Genomic DNA, 20209 nt, shown 5'->3' with positions numbered 1-20209 from the left:
ACAAAGTGACCAAGGTGAGTCGCCGAGGTTTCTAGGGGGGCGGATGAACTTTCCGAATCCCGTTGTTACAGAGGGCGATCACTACACGAAGGATTGGAATTTCATGACGTACACGACCGGCGCGACGGGGCGAAGCGGCGCACTGCACAGGCAACCCGGCAACCGCCAGAAGGATCGACTCCCGATTGGTCCGCGGGTCAACGCCGAGAAGCTGAGGGCCTACACCGGTGTCAAGCGCGCACTGCCTTCCCGCCACGAGGAGGGCCTTCCTGCCAGCAAGCGGGTCAGCATTGCCCCGACGCCCGAGCGCATCACCTACCCCGCGCCGGTGGCCTCGCAGCAAGACGTGTTGAAACTCGTGGAGAGCCTCGGCCGCCAAGCCGGCAAGATCGCCAAACTGGGTTCGAAGGAGAAGCGCACGGAGGCGTTGTCGCGCCTTTGGTCGGACCTCACGGGTCACGTGCTGGCCGCCGCCGGGAGGCGCGGTGCACCGGACTGGTCGTCCGTGTCGTCGCGCAAGGTGGCGGTGCTTGCACTGGTCCGCAATGCAGACATTTTTCTGCAGGCGGTCGACGACGGCCGAGCCACCGACTTCTCAAGCCAACTCAAGGAGTTCGCGAGCGATGTTGCCGACCCGTCGACATTGAAGGGCTACCTGTGTGTTGAGGATCTCAAGATCTCGGTGGTTTCCATCCTCGTCAATTGCATGCTGCTGCATGGTCAGGATCGCAGAAGGGCATCGGAGCTTGCCTACGTGGTGCTGGAGTCGCTCGGTGAAGCGCCTGAACCATCGACCGGGCTGAGCGATGCCTTGGAGGCCATGATGGAGGAGTGGGAGAAGCTCAAGAACGTGGGCAGCCTTTGTGAGGACGCCGAGTCCTTGATCACCGCGGTGGCGACGCAGATCCATCAAAGCGGACCGGAGCCCGTGCTGCAGCGTTGAGATCGTTCCTGATCAAGGCGCCGCCTTCAATCCCGCTGGCCGCACGACCACGCGCTCGCATAGCGAACACACCACCACCAGGGTGATCTCCACATTTCCTGCACATCCCCTCGGAAGACTGCGGCGCGTCAAGCGCAACACAGATCAGGGGGACTCATGCTGGACATCATCAGGCGGCTCGCCGTCATCGCTTCGCTCGCCGTGACGGTAAACGCCATGGCAGGCGACCCACCCGGCGCCAAGGTCTGGAGCTGGACCTACAACGCGCGCGGGCAGAAGCTCACCGCCACGGCGCCGGACCACACCACGACCACGTGGACCTACTACGAGGACAAGACCGCCGATCACATGGTGGGTGACCTGCAGAGCGAGACCACCAGCGACGGGCGCGTCACGCGCTACCTGCGCTACAACCGCCTGGGCCAGTTGCTGGAGAGCGTCGATCCGAACGGGGTCCCCACGCTGCAGACCTACGACCTGCGGCAGCGATTGCTGTCGCGCGACGTGGCGGGACGCATCACGCGCTACACCTACGATGCCGCGGGCCAGCTGAAGCGGCTGACCTTGCCCGATGGCAGCTGGGTCGGCTGGGACTACGACGATGCGCATCGCAAGGTCGCGGTCTACGACGAGCAGGGCCACCGCATCGATTACCTGCTGGACATGGCCAGCATCAAGGTCCGCGAGAAGGTGCAGGACCCGGGCGGGACGTTGCGGCGCACGCTGGAGCGCATCGTCGACGCGCTCGGGCGGGTGCAGCAGAGCGAGGGCCGGGAGACGGCGCCATGAGGCGGCCGGTGCAGTACCTCGCCGCGGTCGGTGCGATGCTGGGCCTGGCGGCCGAGGCGCAGACGCTGCCGCCTCCGCCGGTCTCGCCCAGGTCGGTGACGCGCCATGAATACGATGCCGAGGGACAGGTCACGAAGGTGGTCCGGGGTGCCGGCACGCTGAACCTGGAGACGCGGCTGGCCTATGACCCGCTCAACCGCATCAAGGCGCATGTCGATCCTGCGGGTGGGCTCACCGAGCTGGAACATGACGGCCGCGACCGCCTCACGCAGGTGACCGACCCGCGCCGGCTGGTCACGCGCTATCCGGAGAAGGCGGGCGGCGGCATGCAGGTGATCAGCCCCGACACCGGCATCACCGATCTGGCCGTCGACGAGGCGGGGCGCGTGTCGACGCGCATCGACAGCCGGGGCGTGAACTCGCGAATCGCGTACGACCAGGCGGGCAGGCTGAACGCCATCCAGTACGTCCAGGAAGGACAGGCTTCCGCATTGCTGGTCTGGAACCACGGCGAGACCGGGCCGGGCTTCAGCTTTGGCATCGGGCGCCTGACCTCGACGATCTTTCCCGGCGGGTCGACGCAGTACGCCTACAACGCATGGGGCGAGCTCGTCGCGGGCACGCAGCGCGTGAGTCCGACGAGCGGCGCCAACAGTGCAGCGGTCACGACCGTGGTCGGTTACGAGTACACGCTCGGGCGGCTGACCGGCATCACCTACCCGTCGGGCCGCCGGCTCGTGATCCGCTGGAACGGCTCGCGGATCGCGTCGATCGCGCTGGCCAGGGGCGCGGGCAGCGCCGAGATGCCGCTGCTCGACCAGGTGAAGTACCAGCCTTTCGGCCCGGTCGAAGGCTGGCAGTGGGGGATGGCAGGCGGTGCGCAGGCGCACGAGCGTGTGACCGACCTGGACGGCCGCATCGTGCGGCTGCGGATAGGTGATGTCTTCCGCGACATCCGCTACGACGAGGCGGACCGGATCGTTTCGTTCACGCACCTGGCGCTGGATGGCACGCCGCGTCCGGCGCTCGACCAGAACTTCGGCCACGACGCGAACAGCCGGCTCACGAACGTGGTCACCGCGACGACCAGCTGGGCGATCGCCCACGATCCGAACGGCAATCGCACCGAGCTGAGCCTGAGCGGGGTACCCAGCACCTACGTGACCGAGGCGACCAGCAACCGGCTCACCGCGATGACCAACCCGGCGCGCAGCTTCGGGTATGACAACGCGGGCAACACGACCAGCGACAGCGCGGGCTACACCGCGAGCTACGACCTGCCGGGCCAACTGGCGGTGCTCGCGCGAGGCGGGGTGACGGCGCGCTACAGCTACGACACCGAGCGGCGGCGCATCCGCAAGTTCACGAGCGCGGGGCCGCAGAGCACGGTGATCTTCGTGTACGACCTGCAGGGGCAGTTGCTCGGCGAGTACGACCGGCAAGGCCGGGCCGTCCGCGAATACGTCTGGCTGGACAACGTGCCGGTCGCGGTGTTCGTGCCGGACCCCGCGGACTCGACGGGCGCACCGCTCGCCTACTTCATCCACGCCGATCACCTGAACACGCCGCGCGTGGTGGTCGACCGCGAAGGCCGCCAGCGCTGGAGCTGGATGGCCGAGCCCTTCGGCACCACCGCGCCGCTGACCAACCCGGCAGGGCTGGGCGACTTCACCTTCAACCTGCGCTTCCCGGGACAGTATGCGGATGAGGAGTCGGGGCTGTTCTACAACTGGAACCGCTACTACCGAAGGGAGGGCGGGGACTACACGCAGAGTGATCCGATCGGGTTGGCGGGGGGGAGTCTGTCGACGTACACGTACGGTGATGGCAACCCGCTGATTCACATCGATCCCGATGGACGCTTCTTTTTCGGTGCGTCGCTCGGTCCGCGTCTCGGTGCGATTTGGTGGGGAATACAGCCGAAGATCGGACCTAGTTGGCCGACACAACCTGACGATGGTGATTCGCCACGCGACAAGTACGAAAGGGATGCCGCCGCATGCTTTGAGAATTGCAAGCATCTGCTGGACACTTGCCCGAGAGATCTCCAGTCATCAGACTATCGCCGTTGCTTTCGCCGTTGTATGTTTGACAGTGGGCATTCCGGTTTGCTACCCGATTGAAGGAGAGACGATGAACAGAGATCTAGCAGCCAGGATCAAGGAGAAAGCACTCGCCGCGGTCGAGGAATTGACTTCGATTCTGGACATCGTCAAGGGCGAGATTCCTGCCCACGAGTTCGAGCAGGTGAAGAAGGGCGTCGGGCTGGCCATTGGGTCGATCGAAATGCATGTCAATGCGCAGCTCTATCGGCAGTTTCCAGACCTGGAAAGTTGAAGCGGTGTGCCTTCGAGAGACTCGGCGCTCGCGAGCACTCCAACTCGGGGCAAGGATGATGTGCATGAAAACTTCGATCGCCAAGCAACTCAGCAATGAACTGAACGACATCGTTGATCGCTTGGACGAATCGGTCCGCTTGGCGATGGATCGCTGCCCTGAGGCTGAATTCACTGCCTATAGAAGCGCGATCGGACGAGTGATGGGAATGCTCGTGTTGGATGTTCTCAATCCGCTGTACGCGAAGAATCCGGCGGCCAAGCCCGAAGGCTACGACGACTGATGAGCCCGCCATGACCATCGTTCCCTTCCGTTGTGCGAAGACAGGATCGGAGCTGTCTCCCGAAGAAGCAGGGCATTGCGCGCTCTGCGAGCGGCTGCTTGATCGCCGATTCTTGCCGCAGCGCGTTTACCCTGCGCAGAGGAAGCCTGTCTGTGTCGACTGCATCCAGGCTGTGGCCGACAGGATGTTCGCGACGATCATCAAACGGGACCTGTGGTTGGTTGACGCCGCATCGGCTGCTCGCCCAAAGGACATCCGCATCGAAATTGGTTTTCCACGTCCGACGGGATCCGATGAAGAGGCCGCGTGCTCGGTGCTGATTCGCGGGTTGATGTCCGACGCGATCGACATCCATGGTTCCGATTCCTTGAGCGCGATGCAGTGTGCGATGAAGTTTGCGGAGTCCGAGTTGGAGGCTCTGCCCGAAACGATGGCAGTGCAGTGGCCCGGTGGTGAGGCGTATTTCTACCAACCATGACATCAGCCGCTCGATTTGTTTCCCTGGCGTCCCGCGACTTGATATTCGTCGGGCCGGATGGCTATGAAATGCCGATCCATGTGGCCATCAGCGCACCGTATGCCGATGCGAAAGCCGAAGAGGCAAAAGGCGAAGCGGGGTGCCTGGTCCTGACCTGCGACGACCCCGATCTGACGACCGAGATCACCGGTGCCGATGAGATGGAGGCATTGCTCGCCGGTCGCGAGTTTCTGCAGTCTTTCCTGGTGAACCTGGAGTCGATAGGCGGCGGCAAGTTGAAGGCGCTGGATGGTTCGCCCTTCGATCCCAACGGATCGATCCTGCTGCAGGAGTCACGGGCCATTCAGGCGAGGAAGAACGCAAGGCGGTCAACTGAGAATCTGGCTCGCTCGACGACATCAAGCGACGGCGATGAAAAAGAGCGCGATGACTGACCTGATCGCGCAGCGCTCCTTGCTGCTGTTCGACACCTCTGCGGGCGAGACGACGCGGGCGGAGATCAAGCTGGGCCGCCCCTACTGGACCGAGCAAAACCTTGAAGCGGCGTGCCCGGTGGCGGTCGAAGGGCTGTTGTTGCTGCCTACAGAGGTTCATGGGATCGATCCACTCAACGCGATTCAGAACGCCATCTTGTTCGTCGATTCGTGCCTGGCTGGCAAACTGCAGGGGCAGTTGCTCTGGCCGGATGGACAGCCGTACGACATTGGGGGAGCCGCTGCGTCACCTGCGGCGCAAATCAGCGATGAGTTGAATGACATCCTGGGTTGGTGAGACCAGAGCGCCATCCCGAGGTCGCGCCGCCCGCCTAAGGCACCGCCCTCAACACCGCATACAACTCCCGCGTCCGCACCGGCTTGAACAGCACCTGGTGCCCGCTGTCGTGCACCCGCTTCACCTGCTCCGGCGAGGTGTCGCCGGTGATCAGCAGCGCCGGCAGTGGGGCGCCGTAGAACTCGCGCACGCGTTCGATTGCCGCGATGCCGTCTTCGTCGTTCGCGAGCCGCAGGTCGGACACCACCACGTCGATCACGCCGGCATGGCGTCGCACCTCGGTGCAGGCCTCGAGGATGGTGCCGGCCGTCAGCACGTGGTAGCCCCAGGTCTGCAGCAGCTCGCGCATGCCGTCGCGGATGATCTCCTCGTCGTCGATCAGCAGCACCGTGCGGTTCGCATCGACCTCGGCCGGCACCGTGTCGGCGGCGATCACCATGTTGTCCATCTCGACCAGCTCGGTCTGCTTGATCAGGATGCGGAACACCGTGCCGCGCCCCGGCGTCGAGGCCACCTCCAGCCGGTGCCCCATCAGCACCACCAGCCGCTTGACGATCGCGAGGCCCATGCCCAGCCCGCGCGTGCGGTCGCGCCCCGGGTTGCCCACCTGGTAGAACTCGTCGAAGACCTTCGGCAGCTCGTCTTCGGCCATGCCGATGCCGGTGTCCCACACCTCGATGCTCACGTGGTGCCGCCGGTTGCGCGCCACCACCACCAGCCCGCCCTCGTTGGTGTAGCGGATCGCGTTGTGGATCAGGTTGCTCAGCACGCGCTCCAGCAAATGCGGGTCGCTGGTGACGATCTTGCCGCCCGGCTTGAAGCGCAGCGACAGCCCCAGTTCCTCGGCCTGTCCGCTGCAGTGCATGTGCAGCACCCGGAACAGGTCGCGGATCGGGAACGACTGCAGGTTCGGCTCGATCACGCCGGCATCGAGCTTCGAGATGTCGAGCATCGACGTGAAGCTCTGCTCCAGCGCGTCGATCGAGCGGATCATGTTCGTCACCATCGGCTGCAGCGGCGAGCTGCCGAGCTGCTTCTGCAGCGTCGCGGCGAACAGGCCGAGCGCATGCATCGGTTGCCGCAGGTCGTGGCTGGCCGACGCGAGGAAGCGGCTCTTCTCGCGATTGGCCCGCTCCACCAGGAACACCTGCTGGCGCAGCGCGCGCACCAGCGCGTCGTTGTCGAGCTTGGTCTGCAGCTCGCGCATCAGCAGCCGGTGGCGCGACAGCGCGAACACGCCGATCGCGAGGCCCGTCACCGCCACCAGCGAGCCGAGGGTCAGCGACAGCGGCAGGCCCTCGCGCAGCAGCACGGCGATCAGCGGCACCAGCACCGGCGGCAGCCAGCAGTAGATGGCCGGCCGGTACGGTGTCGCGAGGTGCGCGCCGGCGGCGGCCACCGCCAGCAGCACGCCGATCAGCCATGAGGTGGCCGTCCAGTTGGTGCTCGGCAGCAGCCACCAGGCCGACGCGCCCCACACCGCCGCCGACAGCGCCAGCACGGCCAGGTAGCGCCGCAGCCACTGCTGCGGCTCGGCGAGTGCCGCGCGGCCCTGGCGGCGGAAGCGCCAGGCCAGCAGCAGCTGCAGCCCCTGCACGCTGTGCATCGCGGCCGACCACCACAGCACGCGGGCGTCGTCGGTCAGCAGCGCGAAGACGCCCCAGCCGAGCAGCGCGACGCCGAACGACACCGCGATCGATCGATAGGCATGGCGGAACAGTCGCTCCAACTGCGAGGCGCCGGTGCGCTCGCGGCGGCGTTCCTGGCCTTCGTCATGCGCGTCGTGCGTCGCCGACGGCGCGATGCGGAACACCACGGGCGGCCGCGCGTTCAACGGAACAGGCTGATCAGGTGCGAGCGCGACTTGACGTCGAGCGCGAGCAGGATCGTCGACACGTAGTTCTTGATGGTGCCGAGCGACAGGCCGGTGGCGGTGCTGATCTCCTGGTTGGAGCAGCCGGACAGCACCAGCTCGAGGATCTCGAGGTGGCGCGGGCCGAGTTCGGCGACGCGGTCGTAGCTGGACGAGGTCGGGAAACGCGGGAAGCGGCCGCTGTTGCCGTGGTGGCCGGCATGGCCGTTGGCCGGGCCGGGGGTGGCCGACAGCAGCGAGAGCACGATGTCGCACATCGAGCCGGGCGCCTGGCCCTTGGTGACGTAGCCGACCGCGCCGAGCGCGCGCACCTGGCCGATCACGAACTCATCCTGCGTGCCGCTGATGACCGCGACGCGCGCCTGCGGATAGACCTCGAGGAATTGCTTCAGGCCCTGCAGCCCCTTGCAGTCGGGCATGTTCAGGTCGAGCAGCACCAGCGTGGTGTCGGGGTGGGCGCGGTAGGTCTCGATCGCGTCGTGCAGCGTGCTCGCCTCGAGCAGCTCGAGCGGCGTGCCTTCGATGGCCGACAGGCTGGTGACGATGCCCACGCGCAGCAGCGCGTGATCGTCGACGATCAGGATCTTCGGGTGGGTGGACACGGCAGGCACGGTGGATTCAGCGCCAGGGTGCAGAACAGAATTCATCGCAGGGGATGCCTCATCGACGCTCAAGCAAGCGCGCATCGTATGCGCTGAGCGTGCGCGAGGCAAACCACCCGTTTGGGCGAATCCGCCCTTCGCCGGGTCGCCCGAAGGGGTGTGTGCGTGTCGGAACGCGTGTCAGAAGAGATGCGTGAACAGCCAGTACAGCGAGCCGGACAGCAGGATCGCCGCCGGCAGCGTCAGCACCCAGGCCATCAGCAGGTTGCGGATGGTCGACATCTGCAGGCCCGAGCGGTTGGCCGCCATCGTGCCGGCCACGCCCGACGACAGCACGTGCGTGGTCGAGACCGGCAGGCCGTACACGTCGGCCGCGCCGATCGTGAGCATCGCCACCAGCTCGGCCGACGCCCCTTGCGCATAGGTGAGATGGGTCTTGCCGATCTTCTCGCCGACGGTGACCACGATGCGCTTCCAGCCGACCATCGTGCCCAGGCCGAGCGCGATCGCGACCGCCACCTTGACCCACAACGGGATGAACTTGGTCGCGTCGTCGATCTGCTTCTTGAAGGCCTTCAGGTTGGCGCGCGCATCGGCGTCGAAACCGGTGCCGTCGGCCTTGTCGAGGAAGCGGATCGCCTCCGATGCGATGTACATATCGTTACGCACATTCGCGACCACCTCGGCAGGCACGCGCGCCAGCGAGCCGTGCTGCTTGACTTGGCGGCCGATGCTGCCGGCCATCTCGGCGAGGGCCGGTACGACCTCAGGCGTCAGCGCCTTGGTGCGCACGTAGTCGGACAGCACCTTGCGCGGATCGGCCGGCGTGGCAACCGCATGGCCTCGCACCAGCGAGCTTTGCGTGGCCTGCGCCATCGCGACGAACTGGGTGACCTGGTCGACCGGCATCGCGCGGTTCAGCGCATAGGCCATCGGCACCGTGCCGACCAGGATCAGCATGATCAGCCCCATGCCCTTCTGGCCGTCGTTCGAGCCGTGCGCGAACGACACGCCGGTGCAGGTCAGCACCAGCAGGCTGCGGATCCACCACGGCGGCGGCTTGTTGCCTTTTGGCTCTTCGTAGAGCGCGCGGTTCTTCACGAAGGCGCGCAGCGCGAGCAGCAGCAGCGCCGCGCAGCCGAAGCCCACCAGCGGCGACAACAGCAGCGAGTAGCCGACCTTGGTGGCCTGTGCCCAGTCGACGCCGCTGGTGCCGTCGCGGCCGTGCATCAGCGCGTTGGCGATGCCCACGCCGATGATCGAGCCGATCAGCGTGTGCGACGACGAGGCCGGCAGGCCGAGCCACCAGGTGCCGAGGTTCCAGACGATCGCGGCGATCAGCAGCGCGAACACCATCGCGAAGCCGGCGCCCGAGCCGACCTGCAGGATCAGCTCGACCGGCAGCAGCGAGATGATGCCGAAGGCGACGGCGCCGCTGGACACCAGCACGCCGAGGAAGTTGAAGAAGCCGGACCAGATCACCGCGATGTTCGGCGGCATCGAGTGGGTGTAGATGACGGTCGCGACCGCGTTCGCGGTGTCGTGGAAGCCGTTGACGAACTCGAAGCCGAGCGCGATCAGCAGCGCCACGCCCAGCAGCAGGAAGGGCAGCCAGGTGGTGACGATCGCGCCGGCCTCGCTGATGTCGCCGACCAGGCTGTAGCCGGTGAACAGCAGGCCGGCGGCGAGCAGGCCGATGAACAGGATCGCCGTCAGCGGGCCGGGCTTGCGGTCCAGCGAGGGGCGTGATGGCGACGGCGGCAGAGATCCGGCGGTGGTGGTGTTCATGGCGGGATCGTCCGACTGCACCGTGACAGCCGCGTGACGGTTTTCTGTCACGCCCCCGTCATGTGGGTGTTGCACCGTACACACCATGAGCGTGAACCCCGAGCAAGACGAGTGGATGCAGCGCATCCACCGCGACCTGATGGACAGCTACGACGAGGAGCTCGAGCTGGAGATCGAGGACCGCGACCCCGACGGCACGCCGTCCGATCGTGAAGCGCGCCGCAGCTACTTCCGCGAGCTGTTCCGGCTGCAGGGCGAGCTGGTGAAGCTGCAGGATTGGGTGGTCGGCACGCGCCAGAAGGTGGTGATCCTGTTCGAGGGGCGCGATGCGGCCGGCAAGGGTGGCGTGATCAAGCGCATCACGCAGCGGCTGAACCCGCGGGTGTGCCGCGTCGCGGCGCTGCCGGCCCCGAACGACCGCGAGCGCACGCAGTGGTATTTCCAGCGCTATGCGACGCACCTGCCGGCGGCCGGCGAGATCGTGCTGTTCGACCGCAGCTGGTACAACCGCGCCGGCGTCGAGCGGGTGATGGGCTTCTGCAGCGACGACGAGTACGAGGAGTTCTTCCGCACCGTGCCCGAGTTCGAGAAGATGCTGGTGCGTTCGGGCATCGTGCTGCTGAAGTACTGGTTCTCGATCACCGACGAGGAGCAGCACCTGCGCTTCCTGGGCCGCATCCATGATCCGCTGAAGCAGTGGAAGCTGAGCCCGATGGACCTGGAGTCGCGCCGCCGCTGGGAGGACTACACCAAGGCCAAGGAGATCATGCTGGAGCGCACGCACATTCCCGAGGCGCCGTGGTGGGTGGTGCAGGCGGTCGACAAGAAGAAGGCGCGGCTCAATTGCATCGCGCATCTGCTGGGGCAACTGCCGTATGGCGAGGTGGCGCATGCGCCGATCGAGTTGCCGCAGCGGGTGCGGCACGACGATTACTTCCGGCAGCCGGTGCCTGACGAGATGATCGTGCCGGAGGTGTACTGAGCTCTGCGTCGCAAAGGCGCGTGGGGGGAGGCCGTGGCGCGCCGGTCGGGTCGGTCCTCGCCCCTGGCGGGGGCGAGGACTTCCCTCCGCTGTCTGATTTCATGGCCCGTCGCCGAAACTCCCGCCACTCACTTCGTTCGTTGTGGTCAAACAGTCGGCGACAGTCAGTTCACGAAGCGTGCTGCGCACGCGGGCCATGAAATCAGCCAGCTCCGGCGACCCGCCCTGATTGGCGCTCCACGGCCTCCCCCCACGCGCCTTTGGGCACCGCCCCCCTGTGTTTGGGGGAAAAGACTGAAGTGATCGACAAGCATGCGAGCGCCCGCCCGTTCGTCGGTCACTTCAATCTTTTCCCCCCAACAAGAGCGCTGGTGTTTCGCGCGGGGGGTGAGGGGATGGGCTGGGGGCGATTTCTGGGGCGACGGAGAAGATCGGCTTTGGGGGTGGTGTGCGCCAGCGCGCTTCGTGGACTTACTCATCGGCACTGTTTGACCACAACGAACGAAGTGAGTGGAGGGAGTTTGCCGATGCATCCCCAAAGCCGAGCTTCTTCGTGGAGTCGGCCCCCGGGCCGACCGCCCCGGCATGAGCCGCCAGCCCATCCCCTCACCCCCCGCGCGACGCGCAACGCAACGCGACGCGACGCGACTAGAAATTCATGTACTGCGGCGCACGGCCATCCTTCGCTCGAACACCGGCGAAGCGCGCCGTCAACCGGGCCTGCAGGTTCACCGGCAGCGGCGCGAAGCCGGTGCCGCGTGTCAGGTCGTCGCCATGCATCAGGCACCAGTAGAGGAAGCGCATGCCTTGCGCGGCGCGGTCGGCATCGGCCGGTTCGGCGTCGAACAGCACGAAGCTGGTCTGCGTGATCGGCCACGCGCCGCTGGCCGGCCGGTTCATCAGCGACGCGAGGTCGTTGCCGCTGCGCGAGACATCGCTGTCGAGGATCGCCGCGCGAAAGCCCGCTTCCGACGCGGCCACCGCGACGCCCGAGCCGTTGACCAGCCGCACCGCCGCGAGCTCGTCCTTCACGACGCGGTCGTAGCTGACGTAGGCGATGCCACCCTCGGCACCGTCGAGCGCCTTCACCATGCCGTCGTTGCCCTCGGCCGTGGTGACCTGGCCCGGCCACTTCGGCGCCTGGCTCGCGCCGATCTCGGTCTTGAAGGCGGGTGACACCTCCGACAGGTAGCGCGTGAAGCCCTCGGTGGTGCCCGAGCGGTCCGCGCGCACGATGCGCTGGATGCGCAGCGCCGGCAACGCAATGCCCGGGTTCTGCGCCGCGATGCGCGCATCGTTCCACTTCGCGATGCGCGCGGCCATGATGTCGGCCAGCAGCTCGCCGGACAACTGCAGCCGGTTCGCGCCGATGCCCGGCAGCTTCACCACCGGCACGATGCCGCCGATCAGCATCGGCACCTGCACCAGCTTGCGCTTGGTCAGCTCGTCGGCAGGCAAGGGCGTGTCGCTGCCGCCGAAGTCGACCGCGTGCGCGCTGATCTGCTTGACGCCGTCGCCCGAGCCGGTCGCCTTGTAGCTCACGGCGGCACCGGCGTTCTGCTGCTCATACGTCTTGGCCCAGCGCTCGTAGACCTTCGACGGGAACGAAGCGCCGATGCCGCGCACCTGCGCGAACGCGTTCGTGGTGGCGAAGGCGAGGAGGGAGATCAGGCCGGCGAGGGCGGCATGGCGAAGGCGGATGGTGGTCACTTCGGAAAAGCCGTTGGTTACTGCGAGGGCGCGACGATACATCGAACGCGTGACAGCGCGCCCATCCCCAATGTGGGGGATGCCCGAGCGTGAACTGCGTCGCACCCGCGCGCACTTCAACACGCTGTTACCCGCAACACGGTCACGTAACAGGCGCGCATGGAAGACTTCTGCGCACTTGAGCACATGGGGTTCCTCAAGCCGGCTGCAAAACGGCCGAACTTGCACGAACCTCTTCCGAATGTTGTTGGAGCCTTGAATGGACCTCGAAACCTCTGTCGTCGACTCGCAGACCCTGCGCCGCCACCTGATGGCACCGAACCCGATGCAGCGCGCGATCGCACTGCACGCGCTGGAGGTCGAGGTCGAGCGGCTGCCGGCCGGCGACCGTTCGCTGGGCAACGAGGTCGAGAAATTCGTCTCGCGCGGGATTCCGTTCTATGCGCTGAACGACCCGCACTACTGCAGCTGGGTCGGCAAGGCAGCGTCCTATTGGGACAAGCTGCACGCTTGAGCGTCTGCGCTCAGCCGTAGATCGGCCTGAGCATGCAGTGCAAGACATACGCGGCGCCGCCCACGGCCGTCGCCAGTGACCCATACCGCGCGATGCGGATCTGCGGCGGCGCGATCCCCGCTTCCGCCGCGAACTGCTGCACCGCCGACAGCGCCGGGTCGAGGAACTCGGCACCGCGTTCGACCGTCTCGCCGCCGAGCACGATCACCGTCGGGTTGAAGGTCATCCACACGTTCTGGATCAGCACGCCGAGGTAGGCCCCGGCGCGCGCCGCATCCTCGGGCGTCGCGATGTGCCGCGCCCCGATCAAGGCCTCGGCGCAGCCGCGCCGCCCGCAGGAACACATCGGCCCGCCCATCTGCAGGATGGTGTGCCCGATCTCGCCGGCCAGCCCGCTCGCGCCGCTGAACAGCCGGTCGTTCAGCACGATCCCCGCGCCAACGCCGATGCCGCAGCTCAGGAAGATCAGCGGATCGTCGGCCGGCCCCTCGCCGAATTCGAACTCGCCGATCGCCGCCAGGTCGGCCTCGTTCTGGTAGTAGATCGGCACGTCCAGGCCCGCGGCCGCCGCCTCGCCCGACAGCCGCTTGCCCAGCTCCACGTCGCGCCAGCCGATGTTGGGCGCGAACTTCAGCACGCCGGCCCGCTCGTCCACCGCGCCGGGCAGCCCGACGCCGATGCCCATCAGCCGGTAGTGGCGCTCCTTGACCTCGGCCGCGAGCGACAGCACCTGCGCTATCAGCTGATGGCAGGCCTGCTGCGGCTCGAGCGAGCGCAGCGGCGTGCGCTGCGACTCGATCACCTCGCCATTGATCGTGACGGCGGCGGTCTGGATCGCGTCGATGCCGAGCTCGGCACCGATCAGCGCCAGCCGCTGGCTGTTCAGCCGCAGCGGCTTCGGCCGCCGCCCCAGGCTGCCGGTGTGCTGGGCTTCTTCTTCCAGCAGCCAGCCCTCGTCGATCAACTCCTTCGCGAGGATGCTGATGGTCGACTTGGTCAGCCCGCTGTGCGTGGACAGATCGGCCCGCGACAGCCCGGGCTCCTCGCGCAGCAGGCGCACCAGCGCCATGCGGTTGATGCGTTTGACAAGGTGCTGGTCGCCGGTGAGTGTCATGCGGCGCATTGTCGCCACCGACCCGCCCCGATCCGCCTTCGGGAAAGCGAGTGGTGTATTTTGTTTGTCCGATGAACTAAAGTGGCGGGCGTTGCTCCTCACGGCTTTGCGCCGCCGCTTGCCATGTACCTCGGAATCGACCTCGGCACCTCGGAAGTCAAGGTCCTGCTGCTGCAGGACGACCACCGCATCATCGCCACCGCCGGTGCGCGGCTCACGGTGTCGCGTCCGCAGCCGGGTTGGTCCGAGCAGGACCCGGCGCACTGGTGGGCCGCCACCGAAACCGCGGTGGCCGCGCTGCGCGCGCAGGCGCCGGCCGAGTTCGCGCGGGTGCGCGGCATCGGCCTGTCGGGCCAGATGCACGGCGCGACGCTGCTCGATGCCGACGACGAAGTGCTGCGCCCGGCCATCCTGTGGAACGACGTGCGCTCCGCGGCCGAATGCCTGGAGCTGCAGCGCCGCCTGCCGGCGCTGCCCGAGATCGCCGGCAACCTCGCGATGCCCGGCTTCACGTCGCCCAAGCTGCTGTGGGTGCAGCGCCATGAACCCACGCTGTTCGAGCGCACGCGCTGCGTGCTGCTGCCCAAGGACTGGCTGCGCCTGAAGCTCACCGGCGAGAAGGTCAGCGAGATGTCGGACGCGGCCGGCACGCTGTGGCTCGACGTGGCGCAGCGCCGTTGGTCGCGCGAGCTGCTGGCGGTCAGCAACCTGAGCGAGCAGCGCATGCCGCGGCTCGTCGAGGGCAGTGCGGTGTCGGGGCAGTTGCGCGACACGCTCGCCGATGCCTGGGGCCTGCCGCGCGGCATTCCGGTGGCCGGCGGGGGCGGCGACAACGCGGCCAGCGCGGTCGGCATAGGCGCGGTGCGGCCGGGCGAGGGCTTCATCTCGCTCGGCACCAGCGGCGTGCTGTTCGTCGTGACCGATCGCTTCCGCGCGAACCCGGCCTCCGCCGTGCATGCGTTCTGCCATGCGGTGCCGAACCGCTGGCACCAGATGAGCGTGATGCTGTCGGCCGCCAGCTGCCTGAGCTGGGTCACCCAGCTGGTCGGCGCGGCCGATGAGGGCGCGCTGCTGAAGGATGTCGGCGCGCTCGACGCGGCCGGCCAGGCCGCCGCGCCGCTGTTCCTGCCCTACCTCGGCGGCGAGCGCACGCCGCACAACGACGCGAAGGCGCGCGGCGTGTTCTTTGGCCTGTCGCACGACACGACGCCGGCGCACCTCGGCTGGTCGGTGCTCGAAGGCGTGGCCTTCGGCATGCTCGACGGGCTGCATGCGCTGCAGGCGGCCGGCACCGAAGTGGGCCCGCTGACGATCGTCGGCGGCGGCTCGCGCAGCCCGCTGTGGGCGCAGCTGTTCGCCACGCTGTACGGCGTGCCGGTGCGCACCGTGCACGGCGGCGAGGCCGGCGGCGCGCTGGGCGCTGCACGCCTCGCGTGGCTGGCCACCGGCGGCAGCGAAGCCGACGTGTGCCTCGCGCCCGAGCTGAACACCGAATACCTGCCCGAGCCCGCCGCGCGCCGCGATGCGCTGCTGGCCCGCCACGACCGTTTCAAGACGCTGTACCCGACGCTGCGTGCCGCCTTTGCCGCAGCCTGACCCTCACCAGGAGACATAGCCATGACCGAATTCTTCAAAGGCATCGCGCCGATCAAGTACGAAGGCCCGGAGAGCGACAACCCGCTCGCCTTCCATTGGTACGACAAGGACCGCGTCGTGCTCGGCAAGCGGATGGAAGAGCAGCTGCGCTTCGCTGCCTGCTACTGGCACAGCTTCGTGTGGGACGGCCGCGATCCGTTCGGTGGCGACAGCTTCCAACGCCCGTGGCACCAGATCGCCGATCCGCTCGAGCAGGCGCGCGTGAAGGCCGACGTCGCGTTCGATTTCTTCAGCAAGCTCGGCATCCCGTACTACTGCTTCCACGACCGCGACGTGGTCGCCGAAGGCAGCACGCCGCGTGAAAGCGTCGAATGGCTGCGCCGCACCGTCGACCTGCTCGGCGAGAAGCAGCAGGCCACCGGCGTGAAGCTGCTGTGGGGCACGGCCAACCTGTTCTCGCACCGGCGCTTCATGTCGGGCGCGGCGACCAACCCCGACCCCGAGGTGTTCGCGATGGCGGCGCTGCAGGTCAAGGAGGCGATGGACGCCACCGTGCGGCTGGGCGGTGCCAACTACGTGATGTGGGGCGGCCGCGAGGGCTACGAGACCTTGCTGAACACCGACCTGAAATCGGAGCTGCAGCAGATGGGCCGGCTGCTCGCGATGGCGGTCGACCACAAGCACAAGATCGGGCTGAAGGGCCCGATCCTGATCGAGCCGAAGCCGCGCGAGCCGACCAAGCACCAGTACGACTTCGACGTCGCCACCGTCTACGGCTTCCTGAAGACCTATGGCCTCGAGAACGACGTGAAGGTCAACATCGAGGCCAACCACGCCACGCTGTCGGGCCACAGCTTCGAGCACGAGATCGCCACCGCGGCGGCGCTCGGCATCTTCGGTTCGGTCGACATGAACCGCGGCGACATGCAGTGCGGCTGGGACACCGACCAGTTCCCGAACAACCTGCCGGAGATGGCGCTCGCGATGTTCCACATCCAGCGCGCCGGCGGCTTCACCAGCGGCGGCCTGAACTTCGACGCCAAGGTGCGGCGCCAGTCGATCGATGCCGAAGACCTGTTCCACGGCCACGTCGGTGCGATGGACCTGTGCGCCCGCGCGCTGCTGGCAGCCGAGCGGATGATCCAGGAAGGCCGGCTCGAATCGGCGGTGCAGCAGCGCTACGCCGGCTGGCGCGGTGCGTTCGGCCAGCAGGTGATCAAGGGCGAGCTGACGCTGGACGCGGTGGCCCAGCGCGTGCTGGACCGCAACACCGACGTGCAGCCGAAGTCCGGCCGCCAGGAGGCGATGGAGAACCTGCTGAACCGCTACGTCTGATCCTTCGGGGGGCGGGCCAGGGAACTGGAACGCCCCGACCTGCCACTCAGCGTGTTTCCGACCTGGAGCGCGCATGAGTGCATCAATGGCAACGACCGTCGCAAGCACGGACGACTCCGCTGTTTTCAGTGGGCTCGAGATGGCCCTGCAACTGCGGCACGCGGTGCTGGCCAGCGATGTCGACGGCGCGATGGCACTGATCCGCCGCTTCATCGCCGACGAGCGGCTGGGCTGCGCCGACAAGGCCGACTGCCTCACCGACGGCCTGGAGTGCCCGCACGGGCTGCAGTGCCTGATGGCGCCGCAGGCCTTCGGCCGGCTGAAGTCGCAGCTGGAAGACCTGTGCGACGAACTGCAGCGGCCGGGCGAGATCCGTTTGCAGCGGCAGCTGCGCCACCTGGTGGACGTGACGCCGGCGCGCGGTCCGCACTGAGCTTCACCGCGGCATTGCCACGGTCTGGCGACAATGCCGCATGGACCGTGTCGAAGCAGTCGTGGTGGGGGCCGGGGTCGTCGGGCTGGCGGTGGCGCGTGCGCTCGCGATGCGGGGGCTCGAGACGCTGGTGCTCGAACGCGAGATCGCCATCGGCACCGGCATCAGCTCGCGCAACAGCGAGGTGATCCACGCGGGGCTCTACTACCCGGCGGGCTCGCTGAAGGCGCGGTTGTGCGTCAACGGCAAGCGTCAGCTCTACGCGTTCTGCGAATCGCACGGCGTGGCGCACCGCCGCTGCGGCAAGCTGCTGGTGGCGACCGACGCGGAGCAACTGCCCGGGCTGCAGGCCTTGCAGGCGCAGGCCGCGGCGAACGGCGTCGACGACCTCGTGCTGCTCGATGCGGCGCAGGCGCGGGCGATGGAGCCGGCGCTCACCTGCCTGGCGGCGCTGTGGTCGCCGTCGACCGGCCTCATCGACAGCCACGGGCTGATGCTGGCGCTGCAGGGCGACCTGGAGCGGCACGGCGGCATGGTGGCGCTGGCCTCGCCGGCGCAGGCGGTGCGCGCATTTCCAGGCGAGCACGTCATCGAGGTCGGTGGCGATCAGCCGATGGCGTTGGCGGCCCGCATCGTCGTCAACGCCACAGGGCTGTGGGCACCTGCACTCGCGCAGTCGACCGCCGGCCTGCCGTCATCCGCCCGACCGACGGGCCGCTTCTGCAAGGGCAACTATTTCTCGCTGGCCGGCCGCGCGCCGTTCTCGCGCCTGATCTACCCGTTGCCGCAGCGCGCCGGCCTGGGCGTGCACCTGACGCTGGACCTGGGCGGGCAAGCGCGTTTCGGCCCGGACGTGCACTGGCTGGCTGACGACACGCAAGACCCGATCGACTACACGGTGGACCCCTCGCGCGCCGACGCCTTCTACGCCGAAGTGCGCCGCTACTGGCCGGCGCTGCCCGACGGCGCGCTGCAGCCGGCCTACAGCGGCGTGCGGCCGAAGCTCGTCGGCCCGGGCGAGCCGGCCGCTGATTTCCGCATCGACGGCCCGGCCGAGCATGGCGTGCCGGGGCTGGTGAACCTGTTCGGGATCGAATCGCCGGGGCTGACGGCCAGCCTCGCGCTGGCCGACGAGGTGCTCAGCCGCCTGGGCGCCTGAGCGTCACTCGCGGGGCGCGTCGCGCCACTCGCCGTCGACCAGCACCTCGTGCGGCCGGAAGTCGGCCTTGTAGGCCATCTTGTCGCTCTCGCCGATCCAGTAGCCGAGGTAGACGTGGCGCAGCTTCAAGAGCCTCGTCTGCTCGATCTGCCACATCACGTTGTAGATGCCGTAGCTGGTGCGCGGCTCGGGCTCGTAGAAGGTGTACACCGCCGACAGCCCGTCGTTCAGGATGTCGAGGATCGACACCATCTTCAGCGCGCCCAGCCCGTCTTCCGACGGCTCGCGGAACTCGACCAGGCGCGAGTTGACGCGGCTTTGCAGCAGGAACTGGGTGTACTGGTCGATGCTGTCGTTGTCCATGCCGCCGCCGCTGTGGCGGCCGGCCTGGTAGCGCAGGTAGAGCTGGTAGTGCTCCGGCACGAAGCACAGCCGCAGCACGCGGGCCTGCAGCCCCTGGTGCTGCTTCCACGCGCGGCGCTGGCTGCGCGTCGGCTCGAAGCCGGCCACCGGCACCCGCAGCGGCACGCAGGCGCGGCAGCCGTCGCAGAACGGCCGGTAGGTGAACATGCCGCTGCGCCGGAAGCCGTTGGCCACCAGGCCGGAGTAGGCATCGGCGTGGATCAGGTGGCTGGGGGTCGCGACCTGCGAACGCGCCATCCGTCCGCCCAGGTAGCTGCACGGGTACGGCGCGGTGGCATAGAACTGCAGCGAGGCGAGCGGTAGCTCTTTCGGATGGGTCACGGACGGTCCTGCACGGGGGCGCCAGGATCCAGCAGCGCCCACATCGAACGATCATAGGACCATTCGCGCACCGGGGGCTCCCTGAGTCTGGGGGGCAAACCGGTTTCGAATTGTTCGCGCGGAATCTCGCGCGCCCCGAGCGATGCGAGGTGCCCGGTGCGCTGCTGGCAGTCGATCAGCGTGATGCCGTGGGCCCGGCAGAACGCGACCAGCCCTGCCACCGCGATCTTCGACGCGTCGGTGACGTGCGAGAACATCGATTCGCCGAAGAACATGCGCCCGAGGCACACGCCGTACAGGCCGCCGACGAGCCGCCCGTGGATCCAGGTCTCGACGCTGTGCACCGTGCCGAGCGCATGCCAGCGGCGGTAGGCCTGCACCATCTCCGGCAGGATCCAGGTGCCGTCCTGGCCCTCGCGCGGCGTGCCGGCGCAGGCGCCGATCACCGCGGCGAAGTCGCTGTCGATGCGCAGCTCGCAGGCCGGGTCGCGCGCGAAGCGGCGAAGCGTCTGGCGCAGCGAGCGCGACAGCTTGAACTCGTCGACCGGCAGCACCATGCGCGGATCGGGCGACCACCACAGCACCGGCTGGCCTTCGCTGTACCACGGGAAGATGCCGTGGCTGTAGGCCTCGGTGAGCCGCTCGGGCGTCAGCTCGCCGCCCGCCGCGAGCAGGCCCGGGGCGTCCGAGCCGGCAGGCAGGGCCAGGCGCGTGTCGGGCAGCGGGGTGCGGGCGTCGCGCAGCCAGGGGATCAAGGC

General features: G+C 67.8%; 21 protein-coding genes. 14 read left to right on the top strand and 7 right to left on the bottom strand.

The genetic code is table 11. The features are described from left to right. Positions 1-103: 103 nt before the first annotated feature. From BUE42_RS28145 to BUE42_RS28110, 8 genes are all read left to right on the top strand, one after another. Positions 104-943 carry a hypothetical protein gene (locus tag BUE42_RS28145; protein WP_073468597.1) on the top strand — a complete coding sequence of 280 codons (840 nt, stop codon included), beginning with the start codon at positions 104-106 and terminating at the stop codon, positions 941-943. 156 nt (positions 944-1099) lie between these two features. Next, positions 1100-1732, top strand: a complete 633-nt coding sequence (locus BUE42_RS28140) for an RHS repeat protein (protein ID WP_073468596.1) — start codon at positions 1100-1102, stop codon at positions 1730-1732. A gap of 8 nt (positions 1733-1740) precedes the next feature. Further along, positions 1741-3855: an RHS repeat domain-containing protein gene (locus tag BUE42_RS28135; protein WP_073468595.1), complete on the top strand. Its 2115-nt coding sequence runs from the start codon at positions 1741-1743 to the stop codon at positions 3853-3855. Positions 3856-3865: 10 nt separating this feature from the next. Next, complete coding sequence (locus BUE42_RS28130) at positions 3866-4069, top strand: hypothetical protein (protein ID WP_073468594.1); 204 nt, start codon at positions 3866-3868, stop codon at positions 4067-4069. A 64-nt stretch (positions 4070-4133) separates the two neighbouring features. Further along, a complete protein-coding gene (locus BUE42_RS32740) occupies positions 4134-4352 on the top strand; it encodes a hypothetical protein (protein WP_143171812.1) in 219 nt (72 codons plus the stop codon). A 10-nt stretch (positions 4353-4362) separates the two neighbouring features. Continuing rightward, positions 4363-4830, top strand: coding sequence for a hypothetical protein (locus tag BUE42_RS28120; RefSeq protein ID WP_143171811.1), 468 nt, complete (start codon positions 4363-4365; stop codon positions 4828-4830). After that, positions 4827-5264, top strand: a complete 438-nt coding sequence (locus BUE42_RS28115; RefSeq protein ID WP_143171810.1) for a hypothetical protein — start codon at positions 4827-4829, stop codon at positions 5262-5264. Before BUE42_RS28120 ends, BUE42_RS28115 begins: the two co-directional genes overlap by 4 nt. Next, positions 5257-5601, top strand: a complete 345-nt coding sequence (locus BUE42_RS28110) for a hypothetical protein (protein WP_073468591.1) — start codon at positions 5257-5259, stop codon at positions 5599-5601. The genes BUE42_RS28115 and BUE42_RS28110 overlap by 8 nt, the downstream gene beginning before the upstream one ends. A gap of 34 nt (positions 5602-5635) precedes the next feature. Here BUE42_RS28110 and BUE42_RS28105 read toward each other — a convergent pair whose 3' ends face one another. The 3 genes from BUE42_RS28105 to BUE42_RS28095 form a co-directional block, all read right to left on the bottom strand. Beyond that, positions 5636-7435 (bottom strand): hybrid sensor histidine kinase/response regulator, encoded by a 1800-nt coding sequence (locus BUE42_RS28105; protein WP_143171809.1) that lies wholly within the window; start codon positions 7433-7435, stop codon positions 5636-5638. Beyond that, positions 7432-8085: a response regulator transcription factor gene (locus tag BUE42_RS28100; RefSeq protein ID WP_200799049.1), complete on the bottom strand. Its 654-nt coding sequence runs from the start codon at positions 8083-8085 to the stop codon at positions 7432-7434. The genes BUE42_RS28105 and BUE42_RS28100 overlap by 4 nt, the downstream gene beginning before the upstream one ends. Before the next feature lie 171 nt (positions 8086-8256). Then, entirely contained in the window at positions 8257-9864 is a 1608-nt protein-coding gene (locus tag BUE42_RS28095) for an inorganic phosphate transporter (protein WP_073468590.1), read from the bottom strand. A gap of 85 nt (positions 9865-9949) precedes the next feature. Here BUE42_RS28095 and ppk2 point away from each other — a divergent pair, with 85 nt between their 5' ends. Then, a complete protein-coding gene (ppk2, locus tag BUE42_RS28090) occupies positions 9950-10846 on the top strand; it encodes a polyphosphate kinase 2 (protein WP_073468589.1) in 897 nt (298 codons plus the stop codon). A gap of 648 nt (positions 10847-11494) precedes the next feature. Here ppk2 and pstS read toward each other — a convergent pair. After that, a complete protein-coding gene (pstS, locus tag BUE42_RS28085; RefSeq protein WP_073468588.1) occupies positions 11495-12556 on the bottom strand; it encodes a phosphate ABC transporter substrate-binding protein PstS in 1062 nt (353 codons plus the stop codon). A gap of 259 nt (positions 12557-12815) precedes the next feature. Between pstS and BUE42_RS28080 the strand changes: the two genes are divergently transcribed. Then, positions 12816-13070 (top strand): hypothetical protein, encoded by a 255-nt coding sequence (locus tag BUE42_RS28080; RefSeq protein WP_047506047.1) that lies wholly within the window; start codon positions 12816-12818, stop codon positions 13068-13070. Between the two features lie 10 nt (positions 13071-13080). On the opposite strand, the gene BUE42_RS28075 is transcribed toward BUE42_RS28080, so the two are convergent. Beyond that, complete coding sequence (locus tag BUE42_RS28075) at positions 13081-14184, bottom strand: ROK family transcriptional regulator (protein ID WP_073468603.1); 1104 nt, start codon at positions 14182-14184, stop codon at positions 13081-13083. Positions 14185-14307: 123 nt separating this feature from the next. Between BUE42_RS28075 and xylB the strand changes: the two genes are divergently transcribed. The 4 genes from xylB to BUE42_RS28055 all read left to right on the top strand — a co-directional run bounded on the left by xylB (position 14308) and on the right by BUE42_RS28055 (position 18707). Beyond that, positions 14308-15780: a xylulokinase gene (gene xylB, locus BUE42_RS28070; RefSeq protein ID WP_073468587.1), complete on the top strand. Its 1473-nt coding sequence runs from the start codon at positions 14308-14310 to the stop codon at positions 15778-15780. Between the two features lie 21 nt (positions 15781-15801). Then, positions 15802-17115, top strand: a complete 1314-nt coding sequence (gene xylA / locus BUE42_RS28065; protein ID WP_073468586.1) for a xylose isomerase — start codon at positions 15802-15804, stop codon at positions 17113-17115. A 139-nt stretch (positions 17116-17254) separates the two neighbouring features. Continuing rightward, the gene (locus tag BUE42_RS28060) at positions 17255-17548 is read left to right on the top strand and encodes a hypothetical protein (protein WP_073468585.1); all 294 of its coding nucleotides are present in this window, start codon (positions 17255-17257) and stop codon (positions 17546-17548) included. 40 nt (positions 17549-17588) lie between these two features. Continuing rightward, entirely contained in the window at positions 17589-18707 is a 1119-nt protein-coding gene (locus BUE42_RS28055) for an NAD(P)/FAD-dependent oxidoreductase (RefSeq protein ID WP_073468584.1), read from the top strand. 3 nt (positions 18708-18710) lie between these two features. On the opposite strand, the gene BUE42_RS28050 is transcribed toward BUE42_RS28055, so the two are convergent. Together BUE42_RS28050 and aat are read right to left on the bottom strand one after the other, a co-directional pair. Then, on the bottom strand, positions 18711-19451 hold the full coding sequence (locus tag BUE42_RS28050) for an arginyltransferase (protein WP_073468583.1): 741 nt from the start codon (positions 19449-19451) through the stop codon (positions 18711-18713). Beyond that, positions 19448-20206, bottom strand: coding sequence for a leucyl/phenylalanyl-tRNA--protein transferase (gene aat / locus BUE42_RS28045; RefSeq protein WP_073468582.1), 759 nt, complete (start codon positions 20204-20206; stop codon positions 19448-19450). The genes BUE42_RS28050 and aat overlap by 4 nt, the downstream gene beginning before the upstream one ends. Positions 20207-20209: the final 3 nt, after the last annotated feature.

Source organism: Rhizobacter sp. OV335, assembly GCF_900142965.1.
GTDB lineage: Bacteria > Pseudomonadota > Gammaproteobacteria > Burkholderiales > Burkholderiaceae_C > Rhizobacter.
The sequence above is the reverse complement of the archived record's forward strand: the minus strand, read 5'-3'. Positions and strand labels throughout refer to the sequence as shown.